Origin of the sequence: Thermocatellispora tengchongensis (assembly GCF_014202315.1) — a bacterium.
Taxonomy (GTDB): Bacteria; Actinomycetota; Actinomycetes; order Streptosporangiales; family Streptosporangiaceae; genus Thermocatellispora; species Thermocatellispora tengchongensis.
The window spans coordinates 276,512-290,899 of record NZ_JACHGN010000003.1; the positions used below are offsets into that span (position 1 = coordinate 276,512).

Genomic DNA, 14,388 nt, shown 5'->3' on the forward strand with positions numbered 1-14,388 from the left:
CGACGAAGGTTCCCCGATCGACGACGAAGGTTCCCCGATCGACGACGAAGGTTCCCCGATCGACGACGGAGGTTCCCCGATCGACGAAAGAGGGTCCCGCCGCGCGGGCGCGGCGGGACCCTCCGGGGCTAGTGCCCTTCGCGGGCTACTGCACGGTTATCTTGTCCACCTCGACGGTCAGCCCCCGCACCTCGGGCGTCGAGGTGCCCGTGGTGATGGTGCCGGTGCCGGGGCTCACGCCGCGGACCTTCATCGAGTAGGTGAGCTTGCCGCCGGGGGCGCCGGGCGTGCTGGTCACCCGTAGGTCCTCGGTCGGCGGGCCGGTGATCTGGGCGCCCGCGGAGCCCTCGTCGTTCTCGGCGCCGACGGTCAGGCCGTAGCCCGCCGGGGGCTCGCCGGGCAGGTTGGCGGGATCGTAGACGTAGGTGATGTCCTCGGTGCCGTTGATCCCGATCCACTGCTGGAACACCTTCAGGTTCGAGGTGCCGTAGACGTTCACCCGCCACTCGATCACGATCCAGTCGTCCACCCCGTCGCTGAGCTGCTCGACCAGGATGCCGGGCGCGCCCGTGCCGTCCAGGTCGGTCCAGTACGGCGCGAGCACGCCGTTGGGCAGGGCGGGATCGGGCAGGGTCTGCGGGGTGAAGGAGATCTGCGCCCCGTCGGTGACGCCGCCCACGACCGCGTAGCCGTTGGAGGTGACGCCGATCCGGTTGTAGGTCTTCCCGGCGAACACGAACGCCGGGACGGTGAAGTTCCGCGCCTCCTCATCGCCCATCGGCAGCGCCGGGGTGCCGAAGATGTCCAGCGGGAGGTACCCGGACGGCCCGGTGCCGGGCGCGATGGCCGGCCGGTCGGGCTCGCGGCCGGCCAGCGTCGCCTTGGTGGTGGCGACCTGGGTGCCGACCTTGGTCGCGCCGGTGACCGAGTTCAGCCGCAGCCGCGCGTCCAGCGTGCTCACCGCGGTGACCTCGGTGTCGTTCAGCGTGGTGTTCTCCACCGTGACCGTGCAGGTGGACTCGCCGGTGTTGCGCGGGATCGAGGCGGGCGCGCAGGTCTGGTCCACCGGGACCGCACCCTCCTGCCGGTAGAACGCCACCGGCAGGTGCAGCTTGCGGGAGCCGCCGACCTGCTTGAGGTCCACCTGTCCGAAGTACTGGCCGTCGGCCAGGTCGGGCGCGGTGATCACGATGGACAGCTTGACGCTCTTGCCGGGCTTGACGGAGAACGCGGGCGGGATCACGGTGATGTTCGCGCCCTTCACCGTCTTGCCGGTGGCCAGGAAGCTCAGCGTCTTGTCCGTGACGTTGGTGACCGTGCGCTTGGCCGTGATCACGCCCGGCATGGTCGGCGCGTTGATCGAGGGCAGGTTCAGGTCGATCCGGTTGAGCGGGTCGCTGGCCGAGGCCGTGAAGTTGGCCGCGGTCTCGTCCAGGGTCAGGCCGGGGTCGCCGGCCTTGGTCAGGTCGATCCGCCCGCCGCCGGTGTCGAACGGGTCGGCCGGGGTGACCCGGTCCTGCTTGGTGACCTTCTGCGAGGCCGTGGTCTGCAGCGCCGACTTGACCTGGCCCGGTGTCCAGTCCGGGTGCAGCGCGAACAGCAGCGCCGCCGCGCCCGCCACGTGCGGCGCCGACATCGAGGTGCCCGCGATCACCTGGTACAGGTTGCCGGGCGGGCCCTCGCCGGGCGACTCGGGCGTCGGCGTGTGCCCGGCCAGGATGTGCAGGCCGGGCGCGGTGACGTCCGGCTTGAGGAAGTCGCCGCCGGGGCCGCGCGAGGAGAACTCGGTGATCGCGTCGCCCTGCCAGGTCGCCTTGGTCCCCTGGGTGAACGACGCGGTCGTGCCGGGGTTCAGCGCCAGGAAGCCGAGGAACTGCTGGGTCTCGGCGTCATCGAGGTGCACGCTCGGGATCCAGTGGTTGTCGGTCATGATCTCGAACGGGCTGTTGTTGTACAGGATCATGCCCGCGGCGCCGCCCTGGGAGACGTTGTAGCTCTTCAGCACGCGTCCCGGGCTGATGGCGCAGGCCACGATCTTGCCGGTGAACAGCCCGGCCGGGGCCGGCGCGGTGCACTGGGGGTTCGAGTACGGCGGGGCCGAGGCCAGCACGACCGGCAGCGGGCCGCTCAGGCCGGGCGTGATCGAGGCGCCCTTGAGGGTCAGCGTGCCGGTGCTGGGCCCCTGGAGGGTGAGCGTGGACTGGAAGGTCCGGGTCTGGGTGGACGCCGCGACCGTCGTCGTCCACGGGCCGCGGTGGTCGGTGGTGCCCGCGCCCGGCCCGGAGTTGCCGGCCGAGGCCGACACCAGTACGCCCGCCGCGTACGCGTCCAGGAAGGCCAGCTCCACCGGGTCGCTGTAGAAGTCGCTGCCGCCGGAGATGGAGAAGTTGATCACCCGGACGCCGTCCAGGACGGCCCGCGCGACCGCCGCCGCGGAGTCGGAGGGGAAGCAGCCCTCGGCGCCGCAGACCTTGTACACCGACACGCCCGCCGCCGGCGCGATGCCGTGGATGGGGCCGCGGTTGATGCCGAGCGGGTTGGTGTCGGTCACGTGGCCGCCGGCCGAGGTGGTGGCGGTGTGGGTGCCGTGCCCGTTGGAGTCGCGCGCGGTGTCCGGGTAGACCTCGCCCGGGAAGACCGCGTTGTAGGTGTCCAGGAACGCCCGCCCGCCGACCAGCTTGTTGTTGCAGGTGAACGGGTCGTTCTCCGGGGTCAGCGGGTTGTCGCCGAAGTCGCACTCGCGCGGCGCGCCGTCCAGCGTCGCGGGGGGCGCGGGCAGGCCGCCGGGGTCGGCGAAGGACGGGTGCTCCGGCCAGGCGCCGGAGTCCAGCACGCCGACGATCACGCCCTTGCCCGAGGACGCGCTGCCGCCGAGCCGGTTGTAGACGGTGGGCGCGCCGATGAAGGCCGCGCTGGAGTCGGTGAGCAGCTTCTGCGGCTTGTCCTCCTGCACCGCGACCACGCCGGGCAGCTTGAGCAGTGCGGACGCCTTGTTGGCGGGCAGGCGCAGCGCGACGCCGCCGTACACGGTGCGCAGCTTCTGCCCGACCCGGGCGCCCGGCACCTGCTTGGCCAGTTCGGTGAGGAAGTCGCCCTCGATCTTGTCGATGTGCTTTTCGTACTTCTTGGCCGCGGAGCCCTCGGGGTCGAGCTTCTTGCCCGTCTGCCCGGGGCTGGTGGCGGGCAGGCCGGGCAGGTCGCCCTTGTACGCCGCCAGCGCGTCGTAGTCCAGCTTGACCACGACGTTGACCGGTGCGGGGGAGACGGACTTCAGCAGCGCCGGGTCGCTCTTGGCGAGCTTGCCGGTGTCCGACTTGGCGCCCTGGATCGGCTCGCCGTCGGGCCGGATCGGCGTGGCCGTCCAGTTGCGGCTGGGGGTGGGGGACGGGGTGGGATCGGCGGCGGCGCCCGCCGCGGGGAGCAGGGCCAGCACGACGCCGAGACCGGCGCCGGTCGCCGCCAGCCGGGATAAGTGGGAGTGCCTGGGGTGCTTGGTGTGCTTGCGGAACACGACACCTCCTGCGGGGGGAGTGTCGCGTCCACCCGGTTTCGGCTACGGGAGCGGAACCCGACCCTCCCCGATGGATGCGACGGCCGCCTCGGGGTAGGGCGACCGGCGCCCGCGGCCCGCGCGCGCTGACCGCCGCCAAGGCCGTAGTGCAGGTGACGGAAGCGTCGCGTGACACGCAGGCGAGCCGAGTCTAACCACTGATCCTTTACTCGCCTAGATCGCGAACTTGACGGATTTGGTGGGCGCTTTCGGCAAATGTTCGGAAAGGCGGTTCGCCGAGGTGGACGACCCGGTCCGCCCACCGGCCGAGCAGCGTCATGTCGTGGCTGATCGCCAGCACCCCGGCCCCCGTCCGCCGCTGGTAATCGCGCACGACGCCGACCAGATGCGCCTGCGTGGACGCGTCCAGCATCGTGGTCATCTCATCGCAGATCAGGTACCGGGGCTCCAGCGCCAGCGCCCTGGCCAGGCAGGCCCGCTGGAGCTGCCCGTCGGACACCTCGTGCGGGCGGCGGCCCAGCAGGTCGCCGGTGAGCCCGGTCAGCTCCGCCAGCTCCCGCACCCGGTCCGGGCCGGGCCGTCCGGCCGCCGCCAGCGGCTCGCCGATCACCTCGGCCAGCGGCAGCCGGGGATCGACCGCCGGGCGGGGCTGCTGGTAGAGCAGCGCGACCCGGACCCGCAGCTCGCGCGGGGCACGCTGGCGCCAGCGCAGCACCGGCACGCCGTCCAGGGTCACCGTGCCCGCGTCCGGGCGCAGCATCAGCGCCAGCACCCGGGCCAGGGTGGACTTGCCGCAGCCGCTCGGCCCGGCCAGCCCGGTGACCGTCCCGGGCACGACCCGCAGTGACACGTCCTCCAGCGCCGCGCGCCGCCCGTACCGGACGGTAACGCCGCTCGCCTCAAGCACGGCTCTCCTCCAGGCTGTGATGGCAGGCGACGGTGTGCTCCTCGGCCGCGTCGCCGCCGGCGGCGTGCCCGTCGCGCGTGCGCCCGTCCGGGGCCGCCATGGCGGGCAGGACCGCGCACGCCTCGCTCGCGCGCCCGCAGCGCGGCCGGAACGCGCAGCCGTCCGGCAGCGCGGTCAGCTCGGGCGGCATGCCGGGGATCGGGACGAAGTGGCGGTCCGGCTGCGCGGCGATCAGCCCCGCCGCGTACGGATGCCGCGGCCGGGCCAGCACCTCCGCGGCGGGACCGGCCTCCACCAGCCTGCCGGCGTACATCACGGCCAGGTCGTCGGCCACCCGCTCGGCCGCGCGCAGGTCGTGCGTGATCAGCAGCACCGCCCGGCCCTCCGCGCACAGCTCGCGCAGCGCGGCCATCGCCCGATCGACCAGCGGCCGGTCCAGGCCGGTCGTCGGCTCGTCGGCCAGCACCAGGCGCGGGTCGCCGGCCAGCGCCATCGCGTTGGCCACTCGCTGCGCCATGCCGCCGGACAGCTCGTGCGGGTACTTGTCCAGGTCGGCCGGGCGCAGCCCGTGCCGGCCGGCCAGTTCCGCCGCGCCCTGGGGCGCGCCGAGCTCGCGCAGGGTCTCCTCAAGCTGGGCGCGGGCGGTGCGCACCGGCGTGAGGTACGTGGCCGGGCTCTGCGGGATCAGCCCGACCAGCCGCCCGCGCACCCGCCGCGCCAGCACCTTCCGCGACGCGCCCACCAGCTCGATCCGCTCGCCCCCGCCCGCGTCCAGCCACGCCTGCCCGGTGACGGTCGCGTTGCCGGGCAGCAGCCCGAGCAGGGCGTGCGCCAGCACCGACTTGCCGCACCCGGACTCGCCGACCAGGGCCAGGCAGCGCCCGGCCCGCACCCGGAACGCGGCCCCGCTCACCGCCCGCACCGTCGCGCCCGGCACCCGGAACGTGACGCTCAGCCCGTCCACCGTCAGAAGATCGCTCACAGGTTCAGCTCCGATCGGCGGCGCGGGTTGAGCCGGTCGCGCCAGTGCTGGGCCAGCACCGCCACGGCCAGCGTCGGCACCAGGATGAACAGGCCCGGCACCAGGCTGGACCACCACGCGCCGGTCAGCAGTGACCGCTGCCCGTCGTTGATCATGTTGCCCAGCGAGGCCAGGTGCGGCGGCAGCCCCAGGCCGAGGAAGCTGAGCGCGGTCTCGTGCCAGATCGCGTGCGGCACCATCAGGACCGTGGCCAGCAGCAGGTGGGGGAGCAGGTGCGGCAGCAGGTGCCGCCGCGCCACCCGCAGCCGGCCCGACCCGCCGGAGATCGCGGCCTCCACGAACGGGCGGGCGCGCAGCGACAGCACCTCCGCGCGCACGATCCTGGCCGCCGTCGTCCAGTGCGTCACCCCCACCGACACGACCACCGCGACCGCGCCGGGCGCGAACATCGCCACGATGAAGATGCCGAACAGCAGGTGCGGCAGGGCGTTGAAACCGTCCACCACCCGCATCAGCAGGCGGTCGGCCAGGCCCCCGAGCGTTCCCGCCGCCAGGCCGACCAGCCCGCCGATGACCATGCTGACCAGCGCCGCCACCAGGCCGACCAGGAATGACACCCGCAGCCCGTAGATCGACCTGATCAGCACGTCCCGGCCCACCTCGTCGGTGCCGAACGGGTGGGCGAGCGAGGGCGGCAGGCCCGCCTCGCGCAGGTTCACCAGGCTCTGGTCGAGCTGGGCGAACGCCGGCACCAGCACCGTGACCAGCGCCAGCGCGGCCAGCACCCCGGCCGCGGCCCGCGCCTGCACCGGCATGCCCATCACGCCACCCCCAGCGTGCGCACCCGCGGGTCGGCCAGCGTGTACGCCACGTCGGCCAGCAGGTTGCCGAGCAGCACCGCCGCCGTGCCGAGCAGGGTGAGCGCGGCCAGCAGCGGGAAGTCCACCGCGAGCGCGGCCCGTACCGACGCCCCGGCCACGCCCGGCCAGGAGAACACCGTCTCCACCAGGATCGCCCCGGTCACCAGCTCGGGCGTCCGCGTGCCGAGCAGGGTGAGGAACGGCAGCAGCGCCGAGCGCAGCGCGTGCCAGACCACCACCGTGCGCTCGCGCAGCCCGCGCGCCCGCGCCCCGATCACGAAGTCCTCGCGCAGCGTGCCGATGACCGACTCGCGCACGTACAGCACCAGCCACGACGACTGCGAGATCGCCAGCACCGTGACCGGGAGCACCATGTGCCGCAGCACGTCGCCGGGTTCCACCGTCGCGGCGGCGGCGTCGGTGAGCCCGCCGGCGGGCAGCCAGTCGAGCCGCACCGCGAACACCCAGATGACCAGCAGGCCGAGCCAGAACACCGGGGCGGCCTCGTTGGCGTACGCGCCGCCCACGATCAGCCGGTCGATCCAGGAGCCCTGCCGCCACGCGGCGTACGTGCCCACCGCCAGACTGGCCGCCAGCATCAGCACCAGCGCCGCGCCGACGGCGAGCAGCGTCCAGCCGATCCGCTCCGCGATCACCTGGGCGACCGGCAGGTGGAAGGTCCGCGAGTCGCCCAGCTCGCCGCGCAGCAGGTTGCCCAGCCACGCGGTGTACTGCTCGGGCAGCGGCCGGTCCAGGCCCCAGCTCCGCCTGATCTCCTCCGCCACCTCGGGCGAGGTCACCGCGGCCCGCTCGCCCAGGTACTGCCGCACCGGGTCGAACGGCGAGGCCTGCGCCAGCGCGAACATGCCCACGCTGACCAGGACCAGCACCGGCACCGCGAACGCGGCCCGCCAGGCGGCCATCACCGCCGCCGCTCTCATCCGGCGGGCTTCCAGGTGTGCAGGTCGCGGAACAGGCCGCCGGTGGCGTGCTCGTGCGCCTCCACGCCCGGGGTGATCCCGTCGTATGCGCCCCGGATCACGTACACGTGCGTGAGGTACACCAGGTACGTCCACACCTCGTCGCGGTGCACGATCTTCTGCAGCTCCGTGTACGCCGCCTTCCGCGTCGCCTCGTCCACCGACCCGCGGCCGCGCTCCAGCAGCTCGTCCACCTTCGGGTTGTCGTAGCGGCCCGGGTTGAAGAAGCCCTGGCCCTTGAAGGCGGAGTGGAACATCTCGTAGTTGACGTAGTCGGGGTCGTACGGGCTGCCGTACCCCATGATCAGCGCGTCCTTCGGCATGCGCGGCTCGATCGCGTCCCAGTCGAGCCCGGCCGGCTCCACCGCGATGCCGATCTTCTTGGCGTCGGAGGCGACCGCGAGGGCCAGCTCCTTGCGCAGCGAGTCGCCCGCCGGGTACATCAGCGTGAACGCGGCCCGCCGCCCGTCCTTGACCCGGATGCCGTCGTCGCCGAGGGTCCATCCGGCCTGGTCCAGCAGCCGCCCCGCCGCCGCCGGGTCGTGCGCGCGCTCCACCGACGGCTCGTACCAGGGGGTGCGCGGCGAGATCGGCCCGTACGCCGGCTCGCCCGCCCCGGCCAGGATCGTGTCCACCATCGCCCGCCGGTCCACCGCGAGCCCGACGGCCTCGCGGATCGCCCGGTCACCGGTGACCGGCTGGTCCAGCGGGTACATGATGCCCCGGTAGTCCGCGCTGGGCACGTCGTACACGGTCACGCCCCGCTCGCCGCGGAACCCCGCCGCGGCCTTGGGCGGCAGCACGGCCGCGTCCAGCTCCCCGGCGCGCAGCCGGGTCGCCCGTACGTTGTCGTCGGGCGCGAAGGCGAGCACCACCCGGTCGATCGCGGGCGCGCCGCCCCAGTAGTCCGCGTTGCCGCTCAGCATGATCTTGTCGCCCGGAGTCCAGGACTCGAACCGGTACGGCCCGGTGCCGATGTTCTGCTTGAGCCCGTCCTTCTTCACGATCCCGAGGGTGGTGCGCTGGGGGAAGGGGGCGTAGGCGTGGCGCAGCCGGAACTCCACCGTGCGCGCGTCGGGCGCCCGCACCTCGTCGATGGCCGCGAAGTCGCCCCTGATCGGCGAGGCGACGGCCTCGTCCAGCAGCGTGTCGTAGGTGTACTTGACATCGGCGCTGGTCAGCGGGGTGCCGTCGTGGAAGCGCACCCCCTGCCTGAGCCGGAACGTCACGGTCTTGCCGTCGGCCGACACCCGCGGCGCCGACTCGGCCAGCGCCGGGCGCAGCGACAGGTCGGGCGCCCGGCTCATCAGCCCGTCGTAGATCAGCGACCCGCCGTCGGGCGCGAAGCCCAGCACCGGGCTGAGCGTGTCGTACTCCGACGACAGCCCCACCACGAACGTGTCGTCGCCGGCGCCGCCCTCACCGCTCGGCGCCGCGCAGCCGCCCGCGATCAGCGCCGCCGCGACCAGCCCGGCCGCGGCGGCCCGCTTGAGAACCCTCATGGGAGAAGATTTATCACCTGCAAATTACTCGCAATAGGTCGGGGCCTGGTCGTCTAGACTCTCCCGCGTGAAGCTCAAGCTCGACCTCCACCCGATCTACAACCGCGGCGGCGAGATCGACCGCGCGCTGCGCGAGATCATCGACGAGGCCATCCGCAAGAAGGCCACCGAAGTGGAGATCATCCCCGGCAAGGGCTCGGGCCAGCTCAAGAAGAAGGTCCTGCGCTTCCTGGACCAGAAGGAGATCAAGGCCCTCTACCACCGCATCGACAAGGACTCCAAGAACCACGGCCGCCTGTTCGTCTACTTCCGGCACAAGTGAGCGGCGTCCATCTGGAGACCGAGCGGCTGGTGCTGCGCCGGCTCACCCCCGGCGACGCCGGCGCCCTGCTCGCGCTGCACGCCGACCCCGAGGTGATGCGCTACCTCACCGGCGGCAGGCCGGCCACCCGCGAGGAGGTCGAGGGCGTCACCCTGCCGCGCATGCTGGCGTACTACGAGCGCTACCCGGCCTTCGGCTACTGGGCCGCCGACCGGAAGGGGAGCGGGGAGTTCCTCGGCTGGTTCCACTTCCGCCCCGCCGAGGGGGCGCCGCCGGGCGAGATCGAGCTGGGCTACCGGCTGCACCGCGCCGCCTGGGGCAAGGGGTACGCGAGCGAGGGCTCCCGGGCGCTCATCCGCAAGGGCTTCACCGAGCTGGGCGTCGAGCGCGTGGTGGCGCAGACGATGGCGGTCAACCTCGGCTCCCGGCGGGTGATGGAGAAGTGCGGCCTGCGCTTCGTGCGCGCCTTCCACCACGACTGGCCGGAGCCGATCCCCGGCTCCGAGCACGGCGAGGTCGAGTACGCCCTGACCCGGGCCGATTGGGAGGCCGGGCCCGCCGCGACAGGATGACCCGGCACGCAGGGCCGGCCATCCACAGCGGGATCGCCGGCCTTCACCGGGGAGCGTGTCAAGGCACCCCGAGCAGGCGCAGGACGGCGGTGGTGGCGGCCGCCGCCACCACGACCACCACGAACGGCGTCCTGCGCCAGGCCAGCACGCCGCCCACCAGCACGCCCGCCGGGCGGGCGTACCCCGCGAAGCCGCCGTCCTCGATCAGGGCGGCGGTCGCGACCACGGCGGCCAGCAGGACGACGGCCGCGGTCGTCATCAGATGCCGCGCCCGCGGGCCGAGCTCCATGCGGGCCCGCAGCACCGGGCCCGCGAAGCGGAAGGCGAAGGTGCCCGCGCCGAGCACCAGCGCCGCCGCGACCAGCATGACCGGGTCGTTCACCGCGCCACCTCGCTCTCCCGCCCGCGGGCGACGGCGAGCAGGCCGAGCAGCGCGAGCAGCACCGGCAGCCCGGCGGGCAGGAACGGCGTCGCGGCCAGCGCGAGGGCCGCCCCGGCCAGGGCCGCGCGGCGCACCCCGCGCTCCTTCAGCGCGGGCAGCACCAGGGCCAGCAGCACGGCGGGGAAGGCCGCGTCGAGCCCGAACGCCCCGGTGTCGGTGATCACCGTCCCGGCGTACGCGCCGGCCACCACTCCGATGTTCCAGAACCCGAACAGCCCGATCCCGCACGCCCAGTACGCTGCACGCCGTCGCGCCGGGTCCTGCTGCGCCAGCGCGAAGGCCACCGACTCATCGACCATCAGATGGCTGCCCGCGATCCTGGAGCCCCAGCCCCGCCCGAGCACGTCGCCCACCGCGAACCCGAACGGCAGGTGCCGCGCGTTCACCAGCAGCGCCGCCACGACGGCGGCGACCGGGTTGCCGCCCGAGGCGACCAGCCCCACGAACAGGAACTGCGCCGCCCCCGCGAAGACCACCACGGACAGCAGCATCGGCACCCACACCGCGAACCCCGAGGCCACGGTGATCGCCCCATACGACAGCCCGACCAGGGCATTGGCCAGGCAGACCAGCGCGATGTCCCGCGCCAGGTCGGCCCCCAGTGTTCGCTGTATCGACCGAATCACACTTTATAGTGAACAGAGTGCGGGGTGTGTTCGTCAAATCGAACGGTCTGTTTGCTCTACCGAACGAGATGCGGGAGGTGAGCGGGGGTGGTAGACCCTGAGGCGACCGATGAGAGGCGGGACGGCGAGATGACGGCGGCGGACGCGGACGCGGCGCGCTCCCGGGCACGGCAGGCCGCACGGGCGGCGAAGGCACACGCGGAGGACACGCGGCCCGGGGACACGCGGGGCGGGGAGGCGCGGCCCGGGGACGCGCGGCCCAGGGAGGCGCGGGCACATGCGCGTCCGGGAGACGCGCGCGCGGGGGACGCCCAGACGGAGGATGTACGCGCGGAGGACATGCGGGGGAGCGGCGTGCGGGCGAATGACATGCGCACGGAAGACGCGGGGCCAGGGGACGCCCAGACGGAGGGCATGCGCCTGGAGGACATGCGGGGGAGTGACGTGCGCGCGGGAGATGCGCGGGCGGGGGACGTGCGGGGGAGTGACGTGCGCGCGGGAGATGCGCGGGCGGAGGGCGTGCGCGTGGAGAACGCGCGGGTGGGGGACGCCCAGGCGGAGGGCGTGCGCGCGGAGGACGCGCGGGCGGGGGACGCCCAGGCGGAGGGCGTGCGCGTGGAGGACGTGCGGGGGAGCGACGTGCGGGCCGGGCGGGGGCGGCGTGCGGGCGGTGGCAGGCAGGGCAGGGGCGAGGGGGGCAGGCAGGGCAGGGGCGAGGGGAGTGGGGAGCGGGCGCGCAGTGGTGCGCCGCTCGATGTGATCGCGGCGTCGCTGCGGCGGGAGCGGGAGCGGGCCGGGTTGTCGCTGACCGAGCTGGCCCGGCGCGCCGAGATCTCCAAGTCCACGTTGTCGCAACTGGAGTCGGGCACCGGCAATCCGAGCGTGGAGACCCTGTGGGCGCTCGGCGTGGCGTTGAACGTGCCGTTCGGCAGGCTGGTGCAGCCGCCGGCGCCCGCCGTACAGGTGATCAGAAGGGGAGAGGGGCCCGCGGTGGCCTCGGAGCGGGCGGACTACATCGCCACGCTGCTCGCCTCATGCCCGCCGCACGCCCGGCGCGACATCTACCTCATCTCCGCCGAGCCCGGTACCGCTCGCGAGTCGGACCCGCACATGCCGGGCGTCGTGGAGCACGTCGTGATCTGCTCCGGACGGGCGAGGCTCGGCATCGCGGAGGACCCGGTGGAGCTGGGCCCCGGCGACTACATCGCCTACCCGGGCGACGTCGCGCACGTCTTCGAGGCCCTCGAACCCGGCACCCTGGCCGTCCTCGTCTCCGAGCACGTCTGAACCGCCAGGGGGACCGGCGGTCAGATCTTGCGCATCGTACGGGCCTCGGCGGCGGCGGCCAGGACGTCCTCCAGGGGCGAGCCCGCCGCGGCCGTCACGGCGGCCGCGATGGCGCCCTCCACGAACGGGACGTCCGCGAGCACGACGGCGCCGGGGCGCTCCAGCATCCGCGCGACCAGCACCGAGCTGCCCAGGTCGGGGATGAGCACCACGCCCTCGCCCCGGTCCACCTTCTCGACGGCGTCCTTCACCTTGTCGGGGCTGGTGCCGAGCCCGCCGTCGTCGGTGCCGCCCGCGGCGACGATCGGCGCCGCGCTTCCGGCGATCTGCGCCGCCAGTGCCGCCACCTCGGCCGCGAGTTGAGCGCTGTGCGAGACCAGCACGATGCCGACCATCACCGCTCGTCTGCCGATCGCACGTCTGCCGGCCGCTCGTCCGTCGATCGCACGTCTGTCGATCGCACGTCTGTCGGCCGCTCGTCTGCCGTTCGCACGTCTGCCGGCCGTACGCCCACCATCACGGCACGCCCACCTTCACCGCACACTCGCCATCGCCCGTGCGCCCGGCCATCGCCGGTCGCGGGCGGCACGCCGGTCGTCACCGTACGCCCGTCGTGCGCAAGCCCGCTCCCCGGGATCGCCGCGCCCTGAAATGCACCATACCTGGGAAAAACCGGTCACTTGGCCGCGGTGGCGGCGGCGGTGGTGCTGAGGGCGGCCAGGATGAGCGCCGTGGAGGCGGCTCCCGGGTCCTCGTGGCCGATGCTGCGCGGGCCGAGGTAGCTGGCGCGGCCCTTGCGGGCCAGCAGCGGGATCGTGGCGTGCGCGCCCTCCGCCGCGGCGCGGGCGGCGTCCTCCAGCACCGGGCCGTACGAGCCGTCCGCCGGGGTGTCCTCCAGCGCGGCGGTCAGGGTGCGGATGGCGGGGGCGAGCGCGTCCACCATGGTCTTGTCGCCCTCCTCGGCCGCGCCGAGCCGCTGCACCACGGCCAGGCCCGCCTCCAGGGCCATGGCCAGCGCGGCCGGCGTGACCTCGGGCGCGTCGCCGAGGGTCTTGCCCATCTGCCGGAACGCGCTGCCGTACAGCGGGCCGGACGCGCCGCCCACCTTGCGGATCAGGGTGGTGCCGGTCAGCGTGAGCACGTCGCCCGGTGTCGCGGGCGGCGGGTCGGCGGAGGCCAGGGCCTCGCGCGCGGCGGAGAAGCCGCGGTCGAGGTTGGCGCCGTGGTCGGCGTCGCCGATCGCCGCGTCCAGCTTGGTCAGATGGTCGCGCTGGTCCGCGATCACATGGGCGATCTCCTCGATCCAGGCGACGAAGAAGGCGGTGTCCACAGGTCTCTCCATGGGTGGTCGGGCGGATGGTACGGCCGCGGTTCAGCGGCCCCAGCGGAGGGCGGGCGTCTGCACGGGCGCGTCCCACAGGCGGGTCAGCTCCTCGGACAGGCGGCACACCGTGACCGAGAAGCCCTGCATGTCCAGGCTGGTGACGTAGTCGCCCACCAGGCTGCGGCTGATCCGCGCCCCGCGCTCGCCCAGGTAGGCGGCCACTTCGGCGAACACGACGTACAGCTCGATCAGCGGCGTGCCGCCCATGCCGTTCACCAGGACCAGCGTGTCGCCGGACAGCGGCAGGTCCTCGTGGATGGCGTCCATCGCGACCCGGACGATCTCGCGGGCCGGGGCCATCGGGGCGCGGACGCGGCCGGGCTCGCCGTGGATGCCGATGCCCAGCTCGATCTCGCCCTCGCCCAGCTCGAAGGTGGGCTTGCCGGCCGTCGGCGTCGTGCACGCCGACAGCGCGACCCCGAACGAGCGGCTGCGCGCGTTCACCTCGTTGCCGACGGAGGCGACCTCGTCCAGCGGGGCGCCGCCCTCGGCCAGCGCGCCCGCGATCTTCTCCACGAACAGGGTGGCGCCGGTGCCGCGGCGCCCGGCGGTGAACAGCGAGTCCTGCACGGCCACGTCGTCGTTGACCAGCACCGTGGCCACCTCGACGCCGTCCTCGGCGCACAGCTCCGCGGCCATCTCGAAGTTGAGCACGTCGCCGGTGTAGTTCTTGACGATGTGCAGCACCCCGGCGCCGCCGTTGACGGCGTTGGTGGCCTCGATGAGCTGGTCGGGCACGGGCGAGGTGAAGATCTCACCGGGGCAGGCCGCGTCGAGCATGCCGTGGCCGACGAAGCCCGCGTGCAGCGGCTCGTGCCCCGAGCCGCCGCCGGACACCAGCCCGACCTTGCCCCGGCGCGGGCCTCCGGCCCGGGTGACGATCCGCTTGGCCACATCGACCCGCAGTTCGGGGTGGGCGGCGGCGAGACCGGTCAGGGCGTCGCTGACGACGCTGTCGGCGCCGTTGATGAGCTTCTTCATGAGATCCTCGCTGCCCTTCGCTGGTGTGATGG

General features: G+C 73.7%; 14 protein-coding genes. 3 read left to right on the forward strand and 11 right to left on the reverse strand.

The window, feature by feature from the left end; all coding sequences use genetic code 11:
• Positions 1-145: 145 nt before the first annotated feature.
• The 6 genes from HNP84_RS07600 to HNP84_RS07625 form a co-directional block, all read right to left on the reverse strand.
• Positions 146-3,511, reverse strand: coding sequence for a S8 family serine peptidase (locus HNP84_RS07600; protein WP_312924083.1), 3,366 nt, complete (start codon positions 3,509-3,511; stop codon positions 146-148).
• A 205-nt stretch (positions 3,512-3,716) separates the two neighbouring features.
• On the reverse strand, positions 3,717-4,418 hold the full coding sequence (locus HNP84_RS07605; RefSeq protein ID WP_185048669.1) for an ABC transporter ATP-binding protein: 702 nt from the start codon (positions 4,416-4,418) through the stop codon (positions 3,717-3,719).
• The gene (locus HNP84_RS07610) at positions 4,411-5,400 is read right to left on the reverse strand and encodes an ABC transporter ATP-binding protein (protein WP_312924084.1); all 990 of its coding nucleotides are present in this window, start codon (positions 5,398-5,400) and stop codon (positions 4,411-4,413) included. The genes HNP84_RS07605 and HNP84_RS07610 overlap by 8 nt, the downstream gene beginning before the upstream one ends.
• Complete coding sequence (locus HNP84_RS07615) at positions 5,397-6,221, reverse strand: ABC transporter permease (protein ID WP_185048670.1); 825 nt, start codon at positions 6,219-6,221, stop codon at positions 5,397-5,399. The genes HNP84_RS07610 and HNP84_RS07615 overlap by 4 nt, the downstream gene beginning before the upstream one ends.
• Positions 6,221-7,201, reverse strand: coding sequence for an ABC transporter permease (locus HNP84_RS07620; RefSeq protein ID WP_221335973.1), 981 nt, complete (start codon positions 7,199-7,201; stop codon positions 6,221-6,223). Before HNP84_RS07620 ends, HNP84_RS07615 begins: the two co-directional genes overlap by 1 nt.
• Positions 7,198-8,742 carry an ABC transporter substrate-binding protein gene (locus HNP84_RS07625; protein ID WP_185048671.1) on the reverse strand — a complete coding sequence of 515 codons (1,545 nt, stop codon included), beginning with the start codon at positions 8,740-8,742 and terminating at the stop codon, positions 7,198-7,200. Before HNP84_RS07625 ends, HNP84_RS07620 begins: the two co-directional genes overlap by 4 nt.
• Before the next feature lie 67 nt (positions 8,743-8,809).
• Here HNP84_RS07625 and HNP84_RS07630 point away from each other — a divergent pair, with 67 nt between their 5' ends.
• Both HNP84_RS07630 and HNP84_RS07635 read left to right on the forward strand, forming a co-directional pair.
• Positions 8,810-9,064 carry a Smr/MutS family protein gene (locus HNP84_RS07630; RefSeq protein ID WP_185048672.1) on the forward strand — a complete coding sequence of 85 codons (255 nt, stop codon included), beginning with the start codon at positions 8,810-8,812 and terminating at the stop codon, positions 9,062-9,064.
• Positions 9,061-9,636, forward strand: a complete 576-nt coding sequence (locus HNP84_RS07635; RefSeq protein ID WP_185048673.1) for a GNAT family N-acetyltransferase — start codon at positions 9,061-9,063, stop codon at positions 9,634-9,636. The genes HNP84_RS07630 and HNP84_RS07635 overlap by 4 nt, the downstream gene beginning before the upstream one ends.
• A 58-nt stretch (positions 9,637-9,694) precedes the next feature.
• Here HNP84_RS07635 and HNP84_RS07640 read toward each other — a convergent pair whose 3' ends face one another.
• Entirely contained in the window at positions 9,695-10,018 is a 324-nt protein-coding gene (locus HNP84_RS07640; protein WP_312924086.1) for an AzlD domain-containing protein, read from the reverse strand.
• The gene (locus tag HNP84_RS07645; RefSeq protein WP_221335974.1) at positions 10,015-10,704 is read right to left on the reverse strand and encodes an AzlC family ABC transporter permease; all 690 of its coding nucleotides are present in this window, start codon (positions 10,702-10,704) and stop codon (positions 10,015-10,017) included. Before HNP84_RS07645 ends, HNP84_RS07640 begins: the two co-directional genes overlap by 4 nt.
• Before the next feature lie 489 nt (positions 10,705-11,193).
• Here HNP84_RS07645 and HNP84_RS51005 point away from each other — a divergent pair, with 489 nt between their 5' ends.
• Positions 11,194-11,991 (forward strand): helix-turn-helix domain-containing protein, encoded by a 798-nt coding sequence (locus HNP84_RS51005; RefSeq protein WP_312924088.1) that lies wholly within the window; start codon positions 11,194-11,196, stop codon positions 11,989-11,991.
• 20 nt (positions 11,992-12,011) lie between these two features.
• On the opposite strand, the gene dhaM is transcribed toward HNP84_RS51005, so the two are convergent.
• The 3 genes from dhaM to dhaK form a co-directional block, all read right to left on the reverse strand.
• A complete protein-coding gene (dhaM, locus tag HNP84_RS07655) occupies positions 12,012-12,386 on the reverse strand; it encodes a dihydroxyacetone kinase phosphoryl donor subunit DhaM (RefSeq protein ID WP_185048674.1) in 375 nt (124 codons plus the stop codon).
• Positions 12,387-12,667: 281 nt separating this feature from the next.
• A complete protein-coding gene (gene dhaL, locus HNP84_RS07660; RefSeq protein WP_312924089.1) occupies positions 12,668-13,321 on the reverse strand; it encodes a dihydroxyacetone kinase subunit DhaL in 654 nt (217 codons plus the stop codon).
• Positions 13,322-13,363: 42 nt separating this feature from the next.
• Positions 13,364-14,356 (reverse strand): dihydroxyacetone kinase subunit DhaK, encoded by a 993-nt coding sequence (gene dhaK / locus HNP84_RS07665; RefSeq protein ID WP_185048676.1) that lies wholly within the window; start codon positions 14,354-14,356, stop codon positions 13,364-13,366.
• Between the last annotated feature and the right edge of the window lie 32 nt (positions 14,357-14,388).